The following is a 22,973-nucleotide window of genomic DNA, read 5'->3' as shown; positions in this document are numbered from 1 at the left end:
TTCGGTGTAACACGTTCTAGTGGTGCCTATGTGGGCACGGCCGGGCAGGGCGGTACATTCGCCTCTCATAGGCCAAGTTGGGCGCTACGAGGAGGATCCGTTGGCCAGGCGTGCGCTGATCACCGGCATCACCGGTCAGGACGGCTCCTATCTCGCAGAGCACCTGCTGAGCGAGGGATACGAGGTCTGGGGCCTGGTCCGCGGGCAGGCCAACCCCCGCGTCCCGCGCGTGCGCCGGCTCCTGCAGGACGTACGGCTGGTCCGCGGCGACCTGCTCGACCAGGGGTCGCTGATCTCAGCGGTGGAGAAGGTGCAGCCGGACGAGGTCTACAACCTGGGGGCCATCTCGTTCGTGCCCATGTCGTGGGAGCAGGCCGAGCTGACCGCCGAGGTGACCGGCATGGGCGTGCTCCGCGTGCTGGAGGCCATCCGCGTCTGCTCGGGGATCACCGCCTCGCGCGGCTCGTCGGCCGGGCAGATCCGCTTCTACCAGGCGTCGTCCTCGGAGATGTTCGGCCAGGTCAGGGAGACGCCGCAGACCGAGCGCACCCCCTTCCACCCCAGGTCGCCGTACGGCGTGGCCAAGGCGTACGGGCACTTCCTCACGCAGAACTACCGCGAGTCGTACGGCATGTTCGCGGTGTCGGGCATCCTGTTCAACCACGAGTCGCCCCGGCGGGGGGCCGAGTTCGTCACCCGCAAGGTCTCGCTCGGCGTCGCGCGGATCAAGCTCGGCATGGCCACCGAACTGCGCCTGGGCAACCTGGAGGCGCGCCGCGACTGGGGGTTCGCCGGCGACTTCGTCCGCGCCATGCACATGATGCTGTCGGCCGCCGGGCCCGAGGACTACGTCATCGGCACCGGGCGCACGCACTCGGTGCGCGAGCTGGTCGAGGCGGCGTTCGCCGCCGCCGACCTGGACTGGGAGCGGCACGTCGTCTGCGACGCGTCCCTGCACCGTCCCGCGGAGGTCGACCTGTTGTGCGCGGACCCGAAGAAGGCCCGCACCCAGCTCGGCTGGGAGCCGACGGTGTCGTTCGAGGAACTCGTGGCGATGATGGTCGAGGCCGACCTGCGCCTGCTCGCCGACGGCGGCGACCCGGAACAGGACTCCTCCTGGGCCTGACACCCCCGGCAGCGGGCCGGTGGGGGCTACGGCGGAGTGAGAGCCCGGCTCACCGCCTCCGCGACCTTGCCGATGCCGTGTTCGAGACGGCGGAAGTAGGTGGCCCTGGACAGGTGGAGGCGATGCGCGAGGAGGTCGTGGCCTCCGGCGCGGGCGAGGTAGTACAGGCGGAGGATCTCCCCGGCTTCGGCGTCCACGGCGGACGCCGACGACGCGAGTGCCTCCACGGCCTGCCGCAGGAGGTCGGCGAGCGCGGGCGCCGGTCGCGGGCCTGAGACGGCGGTCCGGGCCGGCGTGCGAAGGTCCCGCAACGCGGCGCGGACGAGTTCGGCCGTCCGGCCGGGTTCCTCGGCGTGGGGGTCCTGCATCCGCCGCAGCCACGCGGGCAGGTTCCGCGCCGTGAACGTGCGGGCGAACAGGGCGCTCGGCCGGCCGCACCGGTAGAGATCGTGCCTCGTGTCGCCCACGCGGCGCAGGCCGAAGCGCGCCGCCATCTCCTGGTAGGGGATCCACGGCGTGGACACGACGAGCCGGCCGCCGTCGATCCCCGCGGTGAGGATGTGGCGGACGAGTGCGGGCTGAGCCCGGGCGAACCGCGGCTCGACCGCCATCATGCCGACGACCCATCCGGACCGATCGAGGCCCAGCACCGTGTCCGCGTGCTGCTGGAGCAGCGGTTCCAGCGCCGGTGCGCCGTCGGGATCCAGCGGCGTGAGGTTGACCAATCCCACCGCGTGGTCGTCGGTGTCCACCGCGAGATGGAAACCATGGTCGGCGCCGGAGAGCCACAGATCGCGCATCCGCACCACCTGGCGTTCCGCCAGGCCCTCGGCGTCGCCCCACAACCGGGTCAGGCGGCCGATCGCCTCGTCGTCGCCGTCGCCGGCGCGCCGGACCGAGAACTCGCCGCGCTCGTCGGCGTACAGGTCACGGCGCGCACGCCGGCTCCCCGACAGGTAGAGGACCTGGTCGGCGAGCCGGGCCCGCAGCGGTGGGTCGGCGGTGCGGGCCAGCTGGCGGTGCCGATGCTCGGCGGCCCGCGCGGCCATGTCGTCGCGGAGGACCGGGTGACGCCAGCGATAGGCGAGATCGAAGAGCGTGCGGTAGGGCTCGGCGACGGTCAGCCCGTGACGGTCCGGGCGGATCACGCTCAGCCGTCTCAGCCGCGTGAAGACCCCGGGCGGAAGTCGTGCCAGGGCGGTGAGGAGATCCTCGTCCGCCCCGTCCACGGCGGCCACGATCGGCAGCGTTCCTGGAGGAATCCCCCGGGACTCCACGCCCAGGCGAAGCAGCACCTCGGTGGCGGCGGCATCGGCCAGCGCGCCCTCCGGGCCCGGTTCGCCGCCTCTGCGGATCGCCCGGCACAGCGAGTCCGCGACGAGCGGGATCCCGCCGCCGAGCCGTACGACCAGGTCGGCGCGCGCCGGATCCGTCACCCCGAGCGTGGCGGCCAGCCCGCGGATGTCCGCGGGCGACCACGGCCCGAGCTCGACGGTGACGAGCGGCCTGTGCGCCCACCCGGGCCGCGAGGCCAGGGGCAGCCGGCTGGCGATCAGGAAGCGGCCGTGACCGGCCCGGTCCAGGAAACGCGCCGCCGCGTCCGCGCGGCGGTCGGTGTCGACGCCGTCGATGGCCAGCGGCCCGCGCCCGCCACGATGGACCTCGACCGGCGTACGGACCCCGTCCGGCGTGCGGAGGTCCACGAATCCGGATGACAGCGTCGCGAGCAGACGGCTCTTGCCGACCCCGAGCGGGCCCACGACGTTGACGATCGCCGGCGCGTGCTCGGAGTCCGTCTCGTCCAACGCCGTGACGACACCACGGGCGGCCTCCTCGACGCCGGCCGGTGCGATCTGCGAGCCGGCGAGCCGGTGGGCGGAGGCGGGGAGGTTGAGACCCGGTTGAGACTTCGCCGGGGACGAGCGCGGATACGTTCGGATCACGTCGAACACGGAGAGGTGACCATGTTCAGTGTCATCCGCGCACGCGCCGGGGCCGCCGCCGTCGTCATCGGTGCGGTGAGCGTCCTCACCCTGACCGCCCGGCCCGCCCAGGCCGCCGTCGACCCGGCCAACTGCCAGTTCAGCTACAACCTGTCCGTCGGACGCGTGGCCGCCGACTGCTGGAACAGCACCGGGTCGGGCTGGTATCTCAAGCTCACCTGCGAGCGCTTCAGTAACGGCAACCATTACTACGCCAAGGGATCGATCGTCTACGGCAGCGGAGTGTCGGCCGCGCAGTGCGACGCGCACATCTCGGAGATCGCCGACGTCGAGATCGTCAACACCTGAGCCGGCGGTCGCCGGGTCGCATGCCGGCGGCCGGCGCCGGGCGGCGTCCGGGCGGCGGGAGGCATGCCGGCCTCCCGCCGCCGTCCCGTCGGCCCGCCGGGAAGAGCGCATGGATTCCCCTTCGGGACGCACACCCGCGATGCGGGGCGATGGGGCGGGAAGGGTGGTTCCAGCGCATCGTGAGCCGCCTGACAGGTGCTGTCAAGATCCCCGCGCCCTCGCTGGGGTCATCCGAGATTGACATAAAACCTACCAAATGTGCATGCTTTTGGCATGCGGCGACTTAGGCCAGATGTCGTGTCCCCGGTGCGGCGCGGGCACGAGCAGACCGTGCTCGGCCTGCTGCGCGCGCACGGCCCGCTCAACCGGGGCGAGCTCAGCCGGCGGTGCGGCCTGTCGCGCACGACCCTGCACGACACTCTCAGCGGACTGCTGGCCACGGGCGCGGTGGTCACGGCGATGCCGGACGAGGCGCCGCGCGGCCGCGGCCGTCCCGCCGAGCGACTGGCCCTCAATCCCGCGGTCGGCCAGGCCCTCGGCATCGACTTCGCCCGCCGCGCGGTGCACGTCGCGGCCGTCGGCGTGACGTACGAGATCGTGGGCGCGGCGGGGGAGGCGCACGCGCCCGGCCTGCCGTGGCCCGACCGGGTGGCGCTCGCCGAACGGCTCGTCCGCGGGCTCGTCGGCGGCGGGTTGTGGCGCAGGGCGCTCAAGGGCGTGGGCGTGGGCGTCGTGGGCCCGCTGGCCGGGGCGCGGGACGGGACCCTCTCCGGCGTCGAGGCCCTGCTCGGGGAGCGCTTCGGCGGGCCGGTGCTGCTGGACAACAACACCAGGCTCGCGGCGCTCGCCGAGTCGACGTGGGGCGCGGCCGCCGGTGACCAGGACGCGCTCTATCTGCGGCTGTCGTACGGCGTCGGCGGCGGGGTGGTGGCCGGAGGGATGTTGCACCGCGGCGCCGACGGAGTGTCGGGGGAGATCGGGCACATCCCGGTGGACCCGGCCGGGAGGCCCTGCGAGTGCGGTGGCACGGGGTGCCTGGAGACCGTCGCCTCGATAAGGGCGGTGCTCGACGCCTACCGCGCCCGGGGCGGCCGCGGCGACGACCTGCCCGCGCTGACGGCCGCCGTGGAGGCGGGCGACCCGATCGCCCTCGGTCTGCTGTCCGAGGTGGGCGGCCAGATCGGCCGGGTGCTCGCGGCGCTGTCCAACGCGATCGGGCCCAGGGTGATCGTCGTCGGCGGCGAGCTGGCCGAGATCGGCGCTCCGCTCCTGAGGCCCGTCCAGGACGCCCTGGACGCGGGCGCGGTGCCGATCTCGCGCCATCGGCTGACCCTGCGCAGGGCGGCGCTCGGCGACGTCGCGGGCGCACTCGGCGGCCTCGCCCTGGCGCTCGGGGAGTCTCCGCTGCTGTCGCGCTACCCGGCCGCGGAGCCGGAGCCCGGCCTCGCGGATTCACGCGCTGCCGGGTGCGGAAGGGCGCCGGCCCGGCCGCGCCCGGCCCTGACCCCGCTGCCGTCGCCGCTCGTCAGCCGAGGGTGACGGGCAGCGTCTTGATGCCGTTGATGAAGTTGGACCTCAGCCGCGTGGCCTCGCCGGTCTGCCGGATGCCGGGCAGGCGCTGGGCCAGCACCTCGAACAGCACCCGAAGCTCAAGCTTGGCCAGGTGGTTGCCGAGGCAGAAGTGCGCCCCGCCGCCGCCGAAGCCGATCTGCGGGTTGGGGTCGCGGCCGATGTCGAACTCGTCGGGCCGCTCGAAGATCTCCTCGTCCCGGTTGGCCGACGCGTAGAAGACCACCACCTTGTCGCCCTCGGCGATCTTCTGGCCGCGGATCTCGGTGTCCGCCGTGGCCGTACGCCGGAACAGGTTGACCGGGGACACCCAGCGGACGATCTCGTCGGCGGCCGTCCTGGCGAGGGAGGGGTCGTCCACCAGGCGCTTCCACTGGTCCGGGTGCTCGAAGAGGGTCAGCATGCCTCCGGAGGCCGCGTTCCTGGTGGTCTCGTTGCCCGCCACGATCAGCAGCAGGACGAACAGGTCGAACTCGTCCTCGGTCAGCGTCTGCCCGTCCTCGTCGGGCTGCAGGAGCCTGGTGACGATGTCGTCGCGCGGGTCCTGCCTTCGCGCCGCGGCCAGCATGTGGGCGTACGAGTAGACCTCGAAGGCGGCGGCCTGCCCCTCCTCCGGGCTGGTGGAGTAGTCGGGGTCGTCGCTGCCGATCATGCGATTGGACCACTCGAAGATCTTGTCCCGGTCCTCGACCGGCGCGCCGAGCAGCTCGCAGATCACGTACAGCGGGAGCGGCGCGGCGATGTCCCGCACGAAGTCGACCTCGGGCTTGCCCTGGACCTCGTCGACGAGGGCGTGGCAGATGTCCCGGATGTGCTCCTCCAGCCGTCCGATCTGGCGCGGGGTGAAGCCGCGGTTGACCAGCGAGCGGCGCCGGGTGTGGTCGGGCGGGTCCTGGTTGAGCATCATCAGCCGCTGGAACTCGCGCTGCTCCTCGGGCATCTCGTCGAACAGCGCCAGTTTCCGCGCCGAGGAGAACAGGTCGGAGTGACGGGAGACGTGGACGACGTCGGCGTGCTTGGTGACCGCCCAGAATCCGGGCCAGTCGCCTTGTCCCTCGTGCCGGTAGACGGGCGCGTTGTCCCTGAGCCAGCGGAGCTGGTCGTGCGGCACCCCGCTGTGCGCGTAGCGGTCCTTGTCGACGAGGTTGATTTCCATGGCACTCACCTAATCGGGTTTGGTTGCCCTTGGTAAGAGGGATGATCGCCCTGCCGGCGCTCGGCGAAAGTGCGGTCAAGCGCTTGTTCGCGTTGATTCTGAAACGTGTTCTATTACGTGGGGGACGGCCCGTCAAGCGACCCGCAGGTGACGGATCGTTGCCGCCGCCTTGTCGGTGGGCTCTGGTACGACTGGGCGTATGGGTGTGAGCGTCGAGGAGTTTCTCGCCATGCTGGACCGGTTGCCCGAGGTGAGCAAGGGCGAGGGCGGCGACTGGGTCTCGGTCAAGGTGCGCGGCAAGGGTTTCGGCTACCTGTGGGAGCGCACCGAGACGGTGGGCCTCAAGGCGACGATCGAGGAGCAGATCGCGCTGGTGGCCGAGCGGCCCGAGGTGTTCGAGCCGCAGTTCACCGCCGGACGTTTCGGCTGGGTCGTGGTCCATCTGGCGAAGATCGACGCTGACGAGCTGTTCGAGCTCGTCACCGAGGCGTGGTGCCTCACCGCGCCGAAGTCCCTCGTCGAAGCGCACGAATCCCGGTAGCGGCGGGGCGCCGTCACAGCGAGCGGCGCAGCCACTCCTCGACGCCCGCGATGTGGACGGTGGCCCAGGCCTGCGCGATCTCCGGCCGGCGGCCCGCGATGGCCTCGTAGATGGCGGCGTGCTGCGCCCGCGTCGTCTCGGCCGCGCCCTCCTGGGTGAGGCCGCGCCAGATGCGGGCCCGCGCGGTCGGGCCGGAGATGCTCTCGATGAGCGAGCTGAGCACGGGGTTGCCGGCGCCCTCGGCGATCCGCTGGTGGAACCGCAGGTCGTTGGCGACGAAATCCTCCGTGCTCGGCTCCCCGGGGAACGCGTCCAGGATGTCGCGCAGTTCGGCGATGTCCTCGTCGGTCATCCGGGTCGCCGCCATCGCGGTGGCCGCGGGTTCGAGGATGCGCCGCACCTCGAAGAACTGCAGGACCGTGTCGTCCTGGTGGAAGCCGACCACGAACGACAGGGCGTCCAGCAGCAGGCCCGGCTCCAGGCTGGTGACGTAGGTGCCGTCGCCCTGCCGCACGTCGAGCACGTTGATCAGGGCGAGTGCGCGGACGGCCTCCCGCAGCGAGTTGCGTGACAGCCCCAGCCGCTCGGCCAGGTCCGCCTCCCGGGGCAGCCGGTCGCCCGGGCCCAGCTCACCCGAAAGGATCATGTCCTTGATCCTGCTGATCGCCGCGTCGGTGACCGCCACGCCCCGTCCCCCTGCCGCGTGCTTTCGTCCGGGGCCGCGCTCAGCCCACCTCCGGGGAATTGTACGGCCGGGTCCTATTCCTCCTGGCCGCGCCATTCCTCCTGGCCGGGCAGGGGGCCGATCCCGGCCTGGTGGTCACCGAGCCGCTTGATGATCTCGGCCAGTTCGGCGCGGGTGTGGATGCCGAGCTTGCGGTAGATGCGGGCGAGGTGGGTGTCCACGGTCCGTTTGCTGATGGACAGCTCGGTCGCGACCTGGAGGTTGCTCATGCCGCGCAGCACCAGTTCGGTGACCCGCATCTCCCCGGCCGTCAGGGGCGACGGGCCGTCGGCCTGCCCGCCGCGGGCTCGGCCGCCGATCGTTGCGAGGTTGCGCTCGGCGAGCGCGGCGAGCCGTACGGCGCCGCAGCCGTCGGCCAGCACGTATGCCTCGTTGAGCGTGTCGTGGGCGCGGCGCGACTCCCCGGCGGCCTGCAGGGCGATGCCCAGGCGCAGCATCGCCCGGATGCGCTCCATGGCGCCGCCCGGCCCGTCGAGCACTGTCAGCGCCTCGGTGAGCAGGTCGAGCCTTCGACTGCCTTCGGCGGTCGTGCTCGCGATGCTCAGCGCGCGGCCGAGGCTGTCCGGGGCGCCCCAGGCCCGGGCCAGCTCGAGCTCCTCCTCCGCCAGGCGGTGGGCGGTGCCGTGCTGGCCGAGCCGCAGGTAGGCCAGCGCCGCCTGGCCCCGCCAGCCGGCGCACGCCGGGTTGACGACCCCCGCCGACAGCATCTGCCGTCCGGCCTCCAGCAGGGCGCGCAGCCCCTCGCGGACGTCACCCCGGGCGATCGACACCCGGCCCCGCGCCTCCAGCAGGGTCCCCTGCAGGAGGGGGTGCACCGGTTCGCGCGCGGCGACCTCGTCGAACAGCGCGTGGGCGGCGTCGAGTTCGTCGCGCTCGAGGAGCACGCGGGCCGCGCAGGACACGGCGGCGACGTGCAGCCCGGGGGCGTGCGACCCCCGCGCGAAGTGGATGGCCTCGCGGGCGTGCGCCAGCGACGCGCGCAGCTCCCCCTTGCGGTAGGCGACGTCCGACAGCAGCGTGACGGCGAGGGCCTGCCCGGTCATCGAGGCGTGCGCCCGCGCCTCGGCGGCCGCCTGCTCCGACCAGTACGCCGCCTCGTCCACCCGGCCCGCCCACAGCAGCGCCATGACCAGCGTTGACGGGATCGGCCCGCCCCCGTCGAGACAGCGCCGGGCCAGGGACAGCGTGCGGTGGAGGTGCCTGCCCCGGGCCGCGCCGGACAACGCGGCGGTGGCGAGGTAGTCCCGCGCCCCCGCGCTCGTGACGGCGCCGGGCTCGGCATTGAGCTGCCGCATCGCCGCGCGTGAGCCGTACGACTGGCCGGTCAGCAGCGCCTGCGCGCTGAGCCGCAGCAGCACCTCGCGGTCGGGGAGCCGGCCGGTCGGATCGTCGTCGAAGCCCCGGGCGATGTCGCAGAAGGCCGAGGCCGCTTCCGGGGAGTTGAGCGTGAGCAGAGCGGTGGCGAAGGGCGCCAGGGAGTCCGCCCGCTCGCCGGTGTCGCCGGCGAGGGCGGTCACGGTGCGGAAGTGCCGCAGACAGGCGGGGATGTCGAGGTGCACCTCGACGGCGCCCAGCTCGGCCGTCACCTGCAGGACGGCCTGGTCCTTGGCCGTGGCGAGCGCCCGGTGGAGATAGCGGGTCGCGTCCTCCCACGCGTTCTCGGAGACCGCCTCCCGCGCGGCCTCGCGCAGCACGGAAACGGCCCACGGGTCGCCGGTGGGGCTCGCCGACAGCAGGTGCCGGGCCGACCGCTTGGGCGGCGAGCCGAGGCGGTGCAGCAGCGAGGCCGCCCGCCGGTGCAACTCGTCGCGCGCGCGGGGGTCCATCCGCGCGAGGATCGTCGACTGGACGAGGTCGTGCGTGAACCGCTGCGGCGGGCTGCCCTCCAGCAGGCCCGCCCCGGCGAGCGCGTGGCCCGCCTCCTCGGCCGCGACCGCGCCGTACCCGGCCAGCATCGCCGCCGTCTCCAGCCCGGCGTACGGCGCGATGACGGCCAGGCTCTGCAGGAGGGCGAGGAGGGACGGATACCTGCCGCCGAGCCATTCGAGGACGGTCTCCGACAGGGCCGTCGCGCCGATCCGCATCACGTGGGGCAGTTCGGACCTGTCCGGCAGGACGTCGGCGGCGGCCAGCCGTCCCGCCGTCTCCAGCAGGAGCAGCGGATTGCCCTTGGTCAGGCGGTGGCAGGCCGTCACGATCTCGTCGTCCACCGGGGCGCCCAGCGCCGACTCCATGAGCGTGGCGGCGCATCTCCGGCACAGCGCCGAGGGCCGCAGCGACCGCGCGTACGGCAACGCCAGGATGTCCCAGACCGCGTCGCCGGCGCTGCGGTCCTCCACGTCGCAGGTCAGGATCATCGCGATGGGCAGGCCGTCGAGCCGCCTGGCGATGTAGGAGCACCACTGCGCCGACTGCGGGTCGGCGTGGTTGAGGTCGTCGACCGCGATGATCAGCGGCTGTCCCGCGGTCAGTGAGCGGGTGGCCCGGTAGAGGTCGTCGAGCAGCGTGGCGGGCACGACGGGCGCGTTCCCGTCGTACGGCACCGCAGCCAGTGCGGGCGCGCGCACGTTCGCCTCGAGGACGGCGGCGGGGGCGCCGGGGTCGGCCCGTTTCGAGCCGCTCATCATCGGGTCGAACAACTGCCGGACGATGCCGAACGCGAAGGAGCTCTCGTCGGCGTGACCCCGGGCGCTGAGCACGACACCGCCCGGCCTGCGCGCCAGCGCCGCGTGCAGCAGCCGGGTCTTCCCGATCCCCCGCGTGCCCTGAATCACCAGTACGGCCGGTCTCCCTTCGGCAAGCCCGGCCAGTACCTCGTCGACGACCCCTAGCTCGTTGTCCCGGTGCAGTAGTACCGGGCGCCCTGAGGCCATCCCTACCCCCGGAGCACATACTGATTTTTCTCGACATACGGATCATGCCGGACAGGGCCAGCGGGTTGTCAATACTTGAAATCGGGATGGGTAAACACAATATTGCTGACTCGTGAAAGCAACCTATTGTCATGATTTCCTGTCTGCCGGATAGGGGAGGCGGCCTGTCCGCGCCGAAACCCCTGCGGCGCCGGCGATGCGGGCGACCGAATTATCGCGGCAGGTCGGCGGCCCAAGCCCCGGGAGGCGGTGCGCATACGTATTCCGCCGCGCCGCCCGCGGTACGCATCGCCGTACGCACAGGGCCGGGTCCTGCTTTGTGCGCGCCGCGCGTACGTATGCGTCGGCGCGGCGACAAATACGTCTTTACTTTTTGCGGAATCCAATGGAATTCTCCGCTCATCGGCTAATCGCGCAGTGAATGGCGGGGGGCATGGAACGGCCACGGCTAAAGGCGCACTTCACCACCGAAGTCCTCGACGATGCGAAAGTCTTCCTTCTGGCGGAAGGCCAGCACTATCTCGTACGCGGCGCGGGCTCGGGCCGCGTCCTTCCCTATCTCGACGGCCGGCACACGGTGATGGACATCGTCCAGGCCCTCGCCGGCGAACTGTCCCCGGCCCAGGCGGTGCTCGCCATCCGGCGCTACGAGGCCGCCGGTCACCTGGTCGAGGGCCGGCCGCCCCTGACCGACCCGGTGCTCGCCTTCTGGGACGCGCAGGGCGTCGACCCCGCGGCCGTCGTCACGGCCCTGGAGCAGACGTCCTTCCGGCTGTTCGCGGGCGCGGGCGTCGACCCCGGCCCGGTCGGGGCGCTGCTGCGCGAGCACGGGCTGCGCACGGATCCGGACGGCGACGGCCCGGTCGTGGCGGTGGTCGACGACTACCTCGACCCGGGCCTGGAGGAGCTCAACGCCGAGTGCCTGGCGGCCGGGCGGCCCTGGGTGCTGGTCAGGCCGGCCGGCACCGTGGCCTGGCTGGGACCGCTGTTCCAGCCAGGCAGCACGGGCTGCTGGGCCTGCATGTCCCAGCGGATCGCGGGCAACCGGCAGGTCGAGCGCTACCTCGCGGGCAAGCGGGGGCACGGGCTGGCGCCTTACCATCCGGTGCGCGAGGCCCTGCCGGGCGGCGCGGCCGCGGTCGGCGGGCTGCTGGCGGCCGAGCTCGCGCGGACGGCCGCCACGGGCCTGCCCTCGACCCTGCAGGGCAAAATGATCACTGTCGACCTGCGCACGCTCACCAGCGCCGAGCACCAGCTGATCCGGCTGCCGCAGTGCCCGGTGTGCGGCGACCCCTCGCTGATCCGCGAGCGCGAGCCGAAGGTGGCGCTGGCCGCGCGGACCGCCAGGCACGCGACCGACGGCGGCTACCGGGTCGAGCTGCCCTCGGCGACGTACGCCCGGCTGGAGCGGCACATCAGCCCCTACCTGGGCGCGGTCACCCGGCTGCGCCCGTGGGCCGACGAGGACAACGGCGTGACCTACAGCTTCACCGCAGGTCACAACTTCGCCATGCTCGGCGACAACATGGACCTGCTGCGCCGCAACCTGCGCGGGCAGAGCGGCGGCAAGGGCCGGACCGAGATCCAGGCCAAGGTCAGCGCCCTGTGCGAGGCGATCGAGCGCTACTCGGGCGTGTGGCGCGGCGAGGAGCCGGTGCTCAAGGCGGCCCACGCCGACCTCGACGAGGGTCTCGCGGTCCACCCGAGTGACCTGCTGCTGTTCTCCGACAAGCAGTACGACAACCGGGACGCCTGGAACAGCGACCCCTCACACCGGCTGCACCTGGTGCCCGAGCGGTTCCGCACCGACCTGCCGCTCGACTGGTCGCGGGCCTGGTCGCTGACCGCCGACGAGGAGCGGCTGGTCCCCGCCGGCTACGCCTGGTACGGCCATCCCGACCTGGAACGCCACTTCTACTGCGTCGGCGACTCCAACGGCAACGCCTCCGGCAACACGCTCGAAGAGGCGATCCTCCAGGGGTTCTGCGAGGTCGTGGAGCGGGACGCGGTCGCGCTGTGGTGGTACAACCGGGCCCGGCGGCCCGCCTTCGACCTCGACTCGCTCAAGGACCCGTACGTCGACACGTTGCGCGAGTTCTACGCCGACATGGGCCGCAGCCTGTGGCTGCTCGACCTGACCACCGACCTCGGCGTCCCGGCCTTCGCCGGCGTATCCCACCGGCTCGACCACCCGGTGCAGGACATCATCGTGGGTTTCGGCGCCCACCTCGATCCCCGCATCGCCGCGCTGCGGACGCTGACCGAGGTCAACCAGTTCCTCCCGTCCGTACGCCGCAGGGACGAGAACGGCGAGACGATCTACCACGACGACGACATCGCGACGCTCCGCTGGTGGAAGGAGACCACGCTCGACAGCGACCCCTGGGTGCTGCCCGACCCCGCGCAGCGCCCCCGCACGCTCGCGGACTACCAGGTGCCCGAGGGCGCCGACCTCGCGGCCGACGTCGAGACCTGCGTCGCCCGGGCCGCCGCCTGCGGCCTGGAGGTGATCGTCCTCGATCAGACGCGGCCGGATCTGGAGCTCAACGTCGCCCGGGTGCTGGTCCCCGGCATGCGGCACTTCTGGCGCCGGCTGGGCCCGGGCCGCCTGTACGACGTCCCGGTGGCCCTCGGCTGGCGGACGGAACCGGCTCTGGAGGAGGAGCTCAACCCCACCAGCGTCTTCTTCTGACCCGATAGGGGGAGCCCATGCACACCGTTCAGGTGCGGCTGCGCCGCGACGCCGGCCTGTCCGAACCCGGGGAGACGCCGGGGGCGGTCACCCTGGCCACGCCGTTCGGCCCCGCCGCGCTGCGGGGCCTGCCTCCGGGCACGGTCGCCGCGCTGCGCGCGCTCGCCGGCGGCGCGAGCGAGGACGAGCTGGCCAGGACCGTCATCGAGCACGACGGCGACGGCGGGCTGTTGCGCTGGCACCTGCTGCTGCGCAAGCTGTCGGCCGGGGCGTTGCTGGAGCGGGCCGTCCTGGTGCCGTCCGGCGGGGAGGTCGTGCCGTCCAGCGGGAAGGTGGTGCCGTCCGGCGGCGAGCCGGTGGCCGTGCTGCGCCCCTACGGCGGCGGCCCGCTGCGCCCGGCCGCGCCGCTCGCCGCGGACGCCCGCGTGCGCCTGTCGAGGTTCGCCGTCGCGGCGCCGGAGGACGGCAGGCTCGTGGTGCGCGCGCCCCGCAATCCTCTCGGGGTCGAGCTCGCCCCGGCCGCCGCCCCGCTGCTCGGCCTGCTCGCGGACTGGACGACCCCGGCCGGCCTCGCCTGCCCGGGCCTGGCGGCCGGGACCACGGCGGCGGTACTCGGCCTGTTCGCCGACGCCGGGCTGCTGGTGCGGCCGACGCCGGAGGGGGAGGACCCCGAGCGCGGCGCCGCCCCGCTCGCCCAGTGGTCGCCCGCCGACCTGTGGCTGCACACCCGCACCCGGGAGCCGCGCGCGACCGGGCGCTACGGCGGGACCTACCCCCTGCGGGGCGTGCAGGATCCGCTGCCGGTGGCGCCGCCCGCCTTCGCCGGCCCCCGGATCGTCCTGGAGCCGCCGGACCTGGACGCGATCGCGAAGACCGAGGCGAGCCTGACCGACGTGCTGGAGGCCCGCCGCTCGATCCGCGAGCACGACGCCGCCGACCCGATCACCCTCGACCGCCTGGGCGAGCTGCTGTACCGCACGCTGCGCCAGCGGCGCACGTTCACCGGGGAGGACGGCCAGGAGCTGGCCGACCGGCCTTACCCGTCCGGCGGCGCCGTCCACGAGCTGGAGGTCTACCCCCTCGTCGTCTCCTGCGAGGGGCTGGAGCCCGGGCTGTGGCACTACGCCGCCGGCGAGCACGTGCTGGAGCGGGTGGCCGATCCCGGCCCGGCGACCCGGACGCTGCTCGACCGGGCGAGGTCGGCGGCCATGATGACCGAGGACCCGCAGGTCCTGCTGATCGTGACCGCCCGCTTCGGCCGGGTGATGTGGAAGTACGAGACCATCGCCTACTCCCTGATCCTCAAGCACGTGGGCGTGCTGTACCAGACCTTCTACCTGGTGGCCACGGCCATGGGCCTGGCGGTCTGCGGGCTCGGCGGCGGGGACGCGGCGGAGTTCGCCGCGGCCAGCGGGCTCGACCCGAACGCGGAGGGCAGCGTGGGCGAGCTCCTGCTCGGCAGCAGACGGGGCGGTGCGGCGGGGCCGCCGCCGGGATGGTCTCCGGAGGTGCCGGCGTGAAGTTCCGGTTGAAGGCCCTGCAACGGATGCGGGAGCCCGACGAGCTCGACTCCCCGACCCTGCTCGCCTCCCCGCGAGGCTGGATCGCCACGTTCGTCGTGCTCATCGTGGTCGTCGCCGCGGGGGTGTGGTCGTTCGTCGGCCGGCTGCCGGTCACCGTCACCGCCAAGGGGCTGCTGACCCATCCGGCGGGCACCGCCCAGCTGCAGAGCCCGTACACCGGGACCGTGCGGACCATGATGGTGAGTCCCGGCCGGCGGGTGGTGCGCGGGCAGGCGGTGGCGGAGGTCCTGCGGGGCGACGGCACCGTGCGCACCGTGAGCAGCCCGTTCGCCGGCGAGGTCGTCACCGTCTCGGCGAGCGAGGGCGCGATGGTCCGCGAGGGCGACGGGCTGCTCGCGATGGAGAGGACAGACGCCCCCCGCGACCGCCTGGTCGCGATGCTGTTCGTGCCGGGCGACCACGCGCTCGGCATCGCCCCCGGCCGTACGGTCGACCTCGCGGTCTCCAACGCCCCGCCCGGCGTGTTCGGGCTGCTGCGCGGCAGGGTGACCTCGATCAGCGCCTACCCGCTGATGACGGAGGGCGTCGCCGGCCTGGTCGGCGGGGACCTCGCGGCCCGCGGCTACGTCACCGCGGAGCCGCCCCGCCTGGTGGTCGTCGACCTCGTCCCCGACCCCGGGACCACCTCCGGCTACTCCTGGACGACCGAGACCGGTCCCCCGATGAAGCTGCGGTCGCAGGTCACGGTGACGGGCACTGTCACGCTCAGCAGCCAGACGCCCTTCAACCTGCTCCTCGGACGCTGAGAAGGAGACGGATGAGCCAGGTCACGGCCCCCCGCGCCGACGCCTCACCGCCCCGCGCCCCGCGCAGGCGCGGTCCCCGCAAACGGGGCGGCCGGCGCGGGAGCACGCCGACCGTCATCCAGATGGAGGCCGTCGAGTGCGGGGCCGCCGCCCTCGCCATGGTCCTCGGCCACTACGGCAGGTTCGTGCCGCTTGAGGAGCTGCGGGCCGCCTGCGCGGTGTCCCGGGACGGCGCGAAGGCGTCCAGCGTGATCGCCGCCGCCCGCAAGTACGGGCTGGAGGCCAAGGGCTTCCAGATGGAGCTGGACGACCTGCGCGACATCGTCAAACCGGCGATCATCTTCTGGGCGTTCCAGCACTTCATGGTCGTCGAGGGCATCCGCACCCGCTTCGGCAGGCCGGTGGTCGCGGTCAACGACCCCGCGAGCGGCCCGCGCCTGCTCGACTGGGACGAATTCGACTCGGGCTTCACCGGCATCGTGCTGACCTTCGAGCCCGCGCCCGGGTTCCGGCCCGGCGGCCGGCCCACCCGGGTGGCCGAGGCGCTGCTGTCGCGCCGCATGCCCTCCGGCCGGGCGCTGCCGCTGGTGCTGCTGGCCAGCCTGCTGCTGGTCGTGCCCGGGATCATCGCGCCGGCGTTCAGCCGGGTGTTCATCGACCACATCCTCACCGGCCGGGACCCCGGCTTCATCCTGCCGCTGCTGCTGGCGATGTCGATGACCGCCCTGGCGATGTTCGTGCTGACCTCGGTCCAGCGGCACTATCTGCTGCGGATGGAGATACGGCTGGGGCTGGTCAGCTCCGCCCGTTTCTTCCGCCATCTACTGCGCCTGCCGGTGGAGTTCTTCCTGCAACGCAGGCCCGCCGAGGTCGCCAGGCGGGTGTCGGCCAACGACACGGTCGCCGAGATCCTGTCCAGGGACCTGGCGATCACCGTCGTCAACCTCGTGCTGGTGCTCTTCTACGCGGTCGTCCTGATCCGGTACGACCTGCTGCTCGGCCTCATCGGCGTGGGCATGGCGCTGCTCAACATCCTGGTGCTGCGGCAGGTGTCCAGAGCCAGGACCGACGCGGTGGCCGCGCTGCGGGCCGATCTCGGCAACCTCACGTCGGCCACCTTCAACACCCTGCAGCTCGTGGAGACCGTGAAGGCCACCGGCGCCGAGCCCAGCGCCTTCCAGCGGTGGGCGGGCTTCCTGGCCAAGGCCGTGACCGCCCGGCAGCGGCTGGGCGTGCCCAGCGCGGTCATCACGGTCGTGCCTCCGCTGCTCGCCGGGGTCAACAGCGGCCTCATCCTGCTCGTCGGCGGCCTGCGGGTGGTGGACGGCGCGGTCAGCGTCGGCCTGCTGGTGGCCTTCCAGAGCCTGCTCGGCGCGCTGTCGCGGCCGGTCACCCAGCTCACCAACCTCGGCGGGCGCCTGCAGGACATCTCGGCCGACATCACCCGGCTGTACGACGTGGAGCGTCACCCCCGCTCGCCCGTCTTCGACCGGCCGGACAGGCCCGCCGGCAGCCGGCTCGACGGGGCGATCACCTTCGAGGACGTGACGTTCGGGTACAACCCGCTGGCCAAGCCGGTGATCAAGGACGTGTCGTTCTCGGTGGTGCCCGGCCGGCGGGTGGCGATCGTCGGGAGCTCGGGGAGCGGGAAGTCGACCATCGGCCGGCTCGTGGCGGGGCTGTACCGGCCGGCGTCGGGCCGGGTGCTGCTCGACGGGCGCGACCGCGAGGAGATCTCCAGGACCGAGCTGGCGGCCTCGGTCGCTTACGTGGACCAGGACATCTCGCTGTTCGAGGGCACGGTGCGCGACAACCTCACGCTGTGGAGCGAGGACGTCTCCGACGAGGTCGTCACCGCCGCGCTGCACGACGCGGCCATCTTCGACGTCATCTCCGCCCGCCCCGGCGGGCTCAACAGCCGGGTGCGCGAGGGCGGGCGCAACTTCAGCGGCGGGCAGCGCCAGCGGCTGGAGCTGGCCAGGGCGCTGGCCACGCAGCCGACCCTGCTCGTCCTCGACGAGGCGACCAGCGCGCTCGACCCGGAGACCGAGCGGGTGATCGCCGACAACCTGCGCCGCCGGGGATGCGCCTGCCTGATCATCGCTCACCGGCTGTCGACCGTACGGGACGCCGACGAGATCCTCGTGCTGTACCAGGGCGAGGTGGTGGAGCGCGGCACGCACGAGGACCTCGTGCGCATCGGCGGGCACTACGCGCGGCTGATAGAGAACGCCCAGCCGGGCGGTGAGGGAGCGGACCAATGAGCGTCTCGACCGTGACGCCGTCCTCGGCGTTCTCGCCGTTCTTCACCGACGCGGCCACGCCCATCGACTACTCGGCCGACCGGCTGCTCGTGCTGGCCGACCTGCGCGAGGTGCTGCTCGTCGAGCGCGGCGCGGTCGACCTGTTCGCCGTACGCCTGGAGAACGGCAGGCCGGTCGGCAGGTGGAACTACCTGTGCCGGGTGCGGCAGGGCGCGCTGGTGCTCGGCTCGCCCCGGGGGCCCAGGCACAGCATCGTCGGGCGGCCGGTGCTCGGCACCCGCGTGTCGCGCCTGCCGCTGGCCCGGCTGGAGGGCCTGTCGGCCCGGCGCGTCGACGGGCCGTCCGAGTCGGGGAAGGCGGTCCGCGCCCTGCCCACCCGCGAGTACGGCCTGGCGGTGCGCGAGTTCGTGCGGGGCCTGGAGGCCGGGGTGGTGGCGCTCGCCGCGTCGATGCGCGACACGCTGCCCCCGCGCGACTTCGTCCCGCTGTCGCCGCACGAGCCCACCGTCGTCCGCAAGGGCGAGGCCGTCCGGTCGGTCGACGGCGTCCGGTGGATCACCGTAGAGGACGGCGTGGTCGAGATGCCGGAGGGCGTCGCCGGTCAGCTCAGCGCGGGCGCCGAGGTCTGCGTCACCGAGCGGGACTGGCTGGCGGCGCTCGGCCCGGCCCGGCTGCGCGCCCGGTCGACCCTCGACCTGCTGGGCGCGGGCGAGCTGTGGCACCGGTGGGTCGAGCACACCACCCGCTTCCTCTACATGATCGACCGGCGGATCGAACGCCGGAACTCGACCGAGCTGAGGGCGCTGACGAGCCGGGCTGAGCGGGGCGGGGACGTGCTGCGCACCACGGCCCGCGGGTTCGACACGCTGGTGCGCGACACCGAGGCGCGGGTCCGCCTCGCCGACGTGGCAGGGGACCCGCCCGCGCTGGCCGCCGCGCGCCTGGTGGCCTCGCACGCCGGCTTCTCGGTGACGGCGCCCCCGCCAGGAGGCGCGCACGGCGGCCGGATCGACCCGCTCCAGGCCATCGCGCTCGCCTCAGGCGTGCGCACCCGCCGGATCAGGCTGGACGACCACTGGTGGCGGCGGGACATCGGGCCGATGGTGGGCTACCGCTCCTCCGACGGGGCGCCGGTGGCGCTGCTGCCCATCGGGTCGCGCTACGTCGCGGCCGCGCCGGGGGAGGAGCGCGTCACCCCGGTCACCGCGGCGGTGGCCGGCACGCTGACCCGGCACGCCGACGTGCTGTACGAGCCGCTGCCGCCGACCGTCACCGGGGTGGGCGGGCTGTTGCGGTTCGGCCTGGCCAAGAACCGCAAGGACCTGTGGACCCTGCTCAGCCTCGGGACGCTGGTGGCCTGCATCGGCCTGCTGGTGCCCGCCATGACCGGCCTCGTGCTCGGCACATATGTGGCCAGGGCCGAGCGCGAGATGATCGTGCAGGGCGCGCTGCTGGTGATCGCGGGCTCGCTCGTGGCGGCCGCGCTGTCGGTGGTGCAGAACTTCGCCGCGCTGCGCATCGAGGGCAGGTCGTCGGCCCGCCTGCAGGCGGGCGCGTGGATGCGGCTGCTGTCGCTGCCGGCGACGTTCTTCACCAACTACTCCACGGCCGAGCTGGGCACCACGGTCCTCGGCGTCAGCGCGGTGCAGGAGACGCTGTCCGGCGTCATGACGACGGCGGCCCTCGGCCTGTTCGCCGGCCTGGCCAACCTCGTGCTCGTCTATCTCTACGACGTGCGGCTGGCGCTGATCGCGACGGCGCTCGTGCTGGCCGGGGTGCTCGTGTGCGCGGTCGCCGGCTACTTCGAGGTGCGGCTGCAACGCCGGATCTACACCCACCAGCAGCGGCTGTCGTCGCGGGTCTTCCAGCTTCTGACGGCCGTGCCGAAGCTGCGGGTGGCGGCGGCCGAGGACCGGGCCTTCGGGGTCTGGTCGTCTGAGTTCCTCAAGGCGCGCGGCATCGGCGTGTCCGCCCGCCGGGTGCAGAACCTCGTCACGACCTTCAACGCCGGCTTCCCGCTGGTCGCGTCGGTCATCGTCTTCGCCGTGGTGGCCGGGCCGATGCTCGGAGACGTGACCGTCCCCGCGTTCCTGGCGTTCTTCGCCGCGTTCAACCTGCTGCTGGCCTCGGTGCTGCAGTTCACCGGCGCGGCGATCACCGCGATGAGCGTGGTGCCCATGCTGGAGCGGCTGCGGCCGATCCTGGCGGCCGAGCCGGAGGATCACGCCGGCAAGGCCGACCCGGGCGAGCTGTCGGGCCGGATCGAGCTGTCGCGGGTGTCGTTCCGGTACGGCGAGGACGGGCCGCTCGTTCTGGACGGGGTGGACCTGTCGGTCGAGCCCGGCGAGTTCGTCGCGGTCGTCGGCCCGACCGGCAGCGGCAAGTCGACGATCCTGCGGCTGCTGCTGGGCTTCGAGTCGCCGACCTCGGGGACGGTCCTGCACGACGGCCAGGACCTGGGCGAGCTGGACATCGGTGCGGTGCGCCGCCAGTGCGGGGTGGTCCTGCAGAACAGCGCGCTGCTCGCCGGCGACATCAAGGCCAACATCATCGGCAGCACCGACCACACGGTCGACGACGCGTGGGACGCCGCCGGCATGGCGGGGATCGCCGACGACATCGCGAACATGCCGATGGGCATGCACACGGTGCTGTCTGAGGGCACCAACACGCTGTCGGGCGGGCAGCGGCAGCGCATCATGATCGCACGCGCCCTCGTCTCGCACCCCCGCATCGTGCTGTTCGACGAGGCGACCAGCGCGCTGGACAACCCCACCCAGAAAATCGTCACGGAGAGCACCCGCCAGCTCAACGCCACCCGGATCGTGATCGCGCACCGGCTCTCGACGATCAGGGACGCCGACAAGATCGTGGTGCTCGACCGCGGGCGCATCGTCCAGCAGGGCAAGTACCACGAGCTGCTTGAGGATGCCGACGGGCTGTTCGCCCGGCTGTCGCGACGGCAGATCTGAGGCCCGGGACGTGCACGCCGCCGGCGGACCGGAAACGGCCCGCCGGCGGTTCTCATGTGTTCAGTAGCGGGGCCTGCGGCTCAACACGATTCCGGCGATGAGGAACACCAGGCCGAGCCCGCCGTACACGAAGGCGTGGGTGGTGGCGGGCGGCTTCACGCTGGCGTTGGCGACGGCCAGCCCGAGGCCCACGATGCCGCTGATGTAACAGAAGATCGCGACGAAGATTTTCCAGAAGGGGCTCATGACGTACTCCGTTCGGACTCGGCGGGACCGCCCGGTGCGGTCCCGGCGACGACGAGGCCGAGCAGCATGACCCAGGCGTCGGGGTCGGCGCGGAAACGCCGCCACCGGTCGGCCGCCAGGGCGAGCTCGGGCAGGGACAGGGCCCCGGAGGCGACCAGCGGCGCCAGCCGCTCCGGGCCCAGGTGGGGGGCGAACGCCTCGGTGGGGCGGTCGTCGTTGGTGGTGGCGAACGGGCGCAGGACCACGTCGCCGAAGCCCGCACGGCGAAGGAGCCGGGTGAGCTTGCGCCCGATCAGCCGGTCTCCGCCCGCCTGCCGCTGCGCGCCGGTCATGCGGTTGTGGACGCCGGCCATCTCGGGGTACATCGGGTCGGCCAGGCCCCACAGCATCGCGTCCACCTCGATCACGATCAGCCGCCCGCCCGGCCGCAGCACCCGCAGGGCCTCGGCCACCACCGTCGCCGGGTCGGCCACGTGCTGCAGTACGTACCGGAGCAGGACGGTGCCCACGGCCCCGTCCGCCAGCGGCAGCCGTACGGCGTCGCAACCGAGCAGCGGAACCCGCGCGCCGGACGCGTGCGCCAGCAGCGCCGTGTCGATGTCGGCGGCCAGCATGGGCAGGTCCGGCAGGGCGGCCCGCAGCCGCCGCGTGACCGCGCCGGAGCCCGCCCCGAGCTCCAGCAGCGGCGCGGGCAGGCCGACGTCGAGCAGGACACGCAGCTCCTCGTCGAAGGAGAGCTCGGCCTGGGCCTCCAGGCGCGCCAGCTCGCCGCCCAGGCCTCCGGCGGTCGTCGTGGCGGGGTCGTACGACCCGGCGCCCGTCACGGCGGTCACCGCGGCCTCGGGACCATGAGCATGCCGTGCCGGGGGCGCAGCGTGACCAGGGCCTCGGGCTCGACCGGGTGGCCGGGGACGAGCTCCGGGCGCACGGTGCGCAGCAGCACCGCCAGCACGAGGGTGGCCTCGACCATCGCGAAGTGGCGGCCGACGCACACCCGGGGGCCGCCCCCGAAGGGGAGGTACTGGTGGCCCGCGTGGGTGTGCTCGGCCGCGAACCGGTCCGGTGCGTACGTCTCCGGGTCGGGCCAGTACCGCGGATCCCGGTGGAGTACGTACGGGCTGACGCACACGAGCGTGCCGGGCGGTATGGGGTAGCCGCCGACGACGTCGGCCTCGACCGAGCGCCGGGAGATGAGCCACACGGGCGGGTACAGCCGCATGGCCTCCTTGATCGCCCGCTGGCAGGTCGTCAGCCGGGGCAGGTCGGCCGCGGTGGGGGTCCGGTCGCCGCCCAGCACCTCGTCCACCTCCGCGCGCACCGCCCGCGCGGCGTCGGGATGACGGTCGAGGAGGTAGAGCGTCCAGGTCAGCGCCTTGGCCGTGGTCTCGTGCCCGGCCATGACGATCGTCAGCACCTGGTCGCGCAGGTCGGTCGCGGTCATCGCGTGCCCCGAGGCCAGCATCGCGCCGAGCAGGTCGTGGCCCTCCTGCCCGGTGGCCCGGCGGGCGGCCACGATCGCCCGGGTGACGCCGTCGAGGAACGCCTTCGCCCGGCGGAATCCCTCCCGGCCCCCTCCCTCGGAGGCGGGGTCGAAGTGGCCGATGAAGCGGTTGACCTCGTCCACCGCCCGGCCGAAGCCGTCGCCGACGCCCGCGATGTCCGCGCCGAGCATGGCCCGCGCGATGACGGTGAGTGTGAGAGCGGTCAGGTCGTGGTCGACCCGGACCGCCGCGCCCTCCTCTCCGGCCCGCCGCCACCGCTCGGTCAGGCCGGCCGCGGCGTCGGTCATGACCTGGTCGAACCGCTCGACCTCGGTCGGGCGGAAGGCCGGGGCGATCATTTTGCGCTGCCGGGCCCACTCCTCGCCGCCGCTGGTCAGCAACCCGTTGCCGAGCAGGGGGCGGAGCATGTCGTCGTCGGGCGTGCGGTCCTTCGTGTAGTTGGCGCCGTTGTCCTTCAGCACGTGCCGGGCCAGGTCGGGCCGGTGCAGCATGTAGACGGGCGCTCCCTCGGCCTCGTGCCTCGTCACGTCGCCGTAGGCGGCCATCTCGGTGACGAAGCGCAGCGGGTCCTCCCGCATGCTGCGCAGGCTCTGGGCGCCGTCCGGACCCGGCGGCAGGGATACGTAACCGCTGTGCGTATCGGCCATGCCCACCCTCACTTTTTTAA

16 protein-coding genes are annotated in these 22,973 nt (G+C 73.1%); 9 read left to right on the top strand and 7 right to left on the bottom strand.

Features of this window, described 5'->3' with window-relative positions; all coding sequences use genetic code 11:
- Nucleotides 1-100: 100 nt before the first annotated feature.
- The gene (locus tag HHX35_RS16745) at nt 101-1,126 is read left to right on the top strand and encodes a GDP-mannose 4,6-dehydratase (protein ID WP_182899703.1); all 1,026 of its coding nucleotides are present in this window, start codon (nt 101-103) and stop codon (nt 1,124-1,126) included.
- Between the two features lie 26 nt (nt 1,127-1,152).
- On the opposite strand, the gene HHX35_RS16740 is transcribed toward HHX35_RS16745, so the two are convergent.
- Nucleotides 1,153-3,069, bottom strand: a complete 1,917-nt coding sequence (locus HHX35_RS16740; RefSeq protein ID WP_182899702.1) for a hypothetical protein — start codon at nt 3,067-3,069, stop codon at nt 1,153-1,155.
- A gap of 15 nt (nt 3,070-3,084) precedes the next feature.
- Between HHX35_RS16740 and HHX35_RS16735 the strand changes: the two genes are divergently transcribed.
- Together HHX35_RS16735 and HHX35_RS16730 are read left to right on the top strand one after the other, a co-directional pair.
- Complete coding sequence (locus HHX35_RS16735; protein ID WP_182899701.1) at nt 3,085-3,417, top strand: hypothetical protein; 333 nt, start codon at nt 3,085-3,087, stop codon at nt 3,415-3,417.
- A gap of 273 nt (nt 3,418-3,690) precedes the next feature.
- Nucleotides 3,691-4,956: an ROK family transcriptional regulator gene (locus tag HHX35_RS16730; RefSeq protein WP_182899700.1), complete on the top strand. Its 1,266-nt coding sequence runs from the start codon at nt 3,691-3,693 to the stop codon at nt 4,954-4,956.
- On the opposite strand, the gene HHX35_RS16725 is transcribed toward HHX35_RS16730, so the two are convergent.
- Nucleotides 4,943-6,142 carry a cytochrome P450 gene (locus HHX35_RS16725; protein ID WP_220505482.1) on the bottom strand — a complete coding sequence of 400 codons (1,200 nt, stop codon included), beginning with the start codon at nt 6,140-6,142 and terminating at the stop codon, nt 4,943-4,945. The genes HHX35_RS16730 and HHX35_RS16725 overlap by 14 nt on opposite strands.
- A gap of 199 nt (nt 6,143-6,341) precedes the next feature.
- Here HHX35_RS16725 and HHX35_RS16720 point away from each other — a divergent pair, with 199 nt between their 5' ends.
- Nucleotides 6,342-6,683, top strand: coding sequence for an MmcQ/YjbR family DNA-binding protein (locus HHX35_RS16720; protein WP_139578270.1), 342 nt, complete (start codon nt 6,342-6,344; stop codon nt 6,681-6,683).
- Between the two features lie 13 nt (nt 6,684-6,696).
- On the opposite strand, the gene HHX35_RS16715 is transcribed toward HHX35_RS16720, so the two are convergent.
- Both HHX35_RS16715 and HHX35_RS16710 read right to left on the bottom strand, forming a co-directional pair.
- Nucleotides 6,697-7,368: a FadR/GntR family transcriptional regulator gene (locus HHX35_RS16715; RefSeq protein ID WP_182899698.1), complete on the bottom strand. Its 672-nt coding sequence runs from the start codon at nt 7,366-7,368 to the stop codon at nt 6,697-6,699.
- Between the two features lie 74 nt (nt 7,369-7,442).
- Nucleotides 7,443-10,301: an AAA family ATPase gene (locus tag HHX35_RS16710; RefSeq protein WP_182899697.1), complete on the bottom strand. Its 2,859-nt coding sequence runs from the start codon at nt 10,299-10,301 to the stop codon at nt 7,443-7,445.
- A gap of 433 nt (nt 10,302-10,734) precedes the next feature.
- Between HHX35_RS16710 and HHX35_RS16705 the strand changes: the two genes are divergently transcribed.
- The 5 genes from HHX35_RS16705 to HHX35_RS16685 are packed head-to-tail and all read left to right on the top strand — an operon-like array spanning nt 10,735 to nt 20,558.
- A complete protein-coding gene (locus HHX35_RS16705) occupies nt 10,735-12,993 on the top strand; it encodes a TOMM precursor leader peptide-binding protein (RefSeq protein ID WP_182899696.1) in 2,259 nt (752 codons plus the stop codon).
- 17 nt (nt 12,994-13,010) lie between these two features.
- Nucleotides 13,011-14,513 carry a SagB family peptide dehydrogenase gene (locus HHX35_RS16700; protein WP_182899695.1) on the top strand — a complete coding sequence of 501 codons (1,503 nt, stop codon included), beginning with the start codon at nt 13,011-13,013 and terminating at the stop codon, nt 14,511-14,513.
- Nucleotides 14,510-15,322, top strand: a complete 813-nt coding sequence (locus tag HHX35_RS16695) for a DUF2118 domain-containing protein (protein WP_182899694.1) — start codon at nt 14,510-14,512, stop codon at nt 15,320-15,322. The genes HHX35_RS16700 and HHX35_RS16695 overlap by 4 nt, the downstream gene beginning before the upstream one ends.
- 11 nt (nt 15,323-15,333) lie before the next feature.
- Nucleotides 15,334-17,586 (top strand): NHLP family bacteriocin export ABC transporter peptidase/permease/ATPase subunit, encoded by a 2,253-nt coding sequence (locus tag HHX35_RS16690; RefSeq protein WP_182899693.1) that lies wholly within the window; start codon nt 15,334-15,336, stop codon nt 17,584-17,586.
- On the top strand, nt 17,583-20,558 hold the full coding sequence (locus HHX35_RS16685) for an NHLP bacteriocin export ABC transporter permease/ATPase subunit (protein ID WP_182899692.1): 2,976 nt from the start codon (nt 17,583-17,585) through the stop codon (nt 20,556-20,558). Before HHX35_RS16690 ends, HHX35_RS16685 begins: the two co-directional genes overlap by 4 nt.
- A gap of 60 nt (nt 20,559-20,618) precedes the next feature.
- On the opposite strand, the gene HHX35_RS16680 is transcribed toward HHX35_RS16685, so the two are convergent.
- Genes HHX35_RS16680 through HHX35_RS16670 form a run of 3 tightly spaced genes read right to left on the bottom strand, consistent with a single transcriptional unit; the run spans nt 20,619 to nt 22,953 of the window.
- A complete protein-coding gene (locus tag HHX35_RS16680; protein ID WP_030506179.1) occupies nt 20,619-20,804 on the bottom strand; it encodes a hypothetical protein in 186 nt (61 codons plus the stop codon).
- Entirely contained in the window at nt 20,801-21,637 is an 837-nt protein-coding gene (locus HHX35_RS16675; protein ID WP_182899691.1) for a methyltransferase domain-containing protein, read from the bottom strand. The genes HHX35_RS16680 and HHX35_RS16675 overlap by 4 nt, the downstream gene beginning before the upstream one ends.
- The gene (locus HHX35_RS16670) at nt 21,634-22,953 is read right to left on the bottom strand and encodes a cytochrome P450 (protein WP_182899690.1); all 1,320 of its coding nucleotides are present in this window, start codon (nt 22,951-22,953) and stop codon (nt 21,634-21,636) included. The genes HHX35_RS16675 and HHX35_RS16670 overlap by 4 nt, the downstream gene beginning before the upstream one ends.
- Nucleotides 22,954-22,973: the final 20 nt, after the last annotated feature.

This window comes from Microbispora sp. H10830, assembly GCF_014161375.1.
In the GTDB taxonomy this organism is placed as follows: Bacteria; Actinomycetota; Actinomycetes; order Streptosporangiales; family Streptosporangiaceae; genus Microbispora; species Microbispora catharanthi.
Note: the sequence above shows the minus strand (reverse complement) of the source record. Positions and strands in the feature narration are given on the sequence as shown.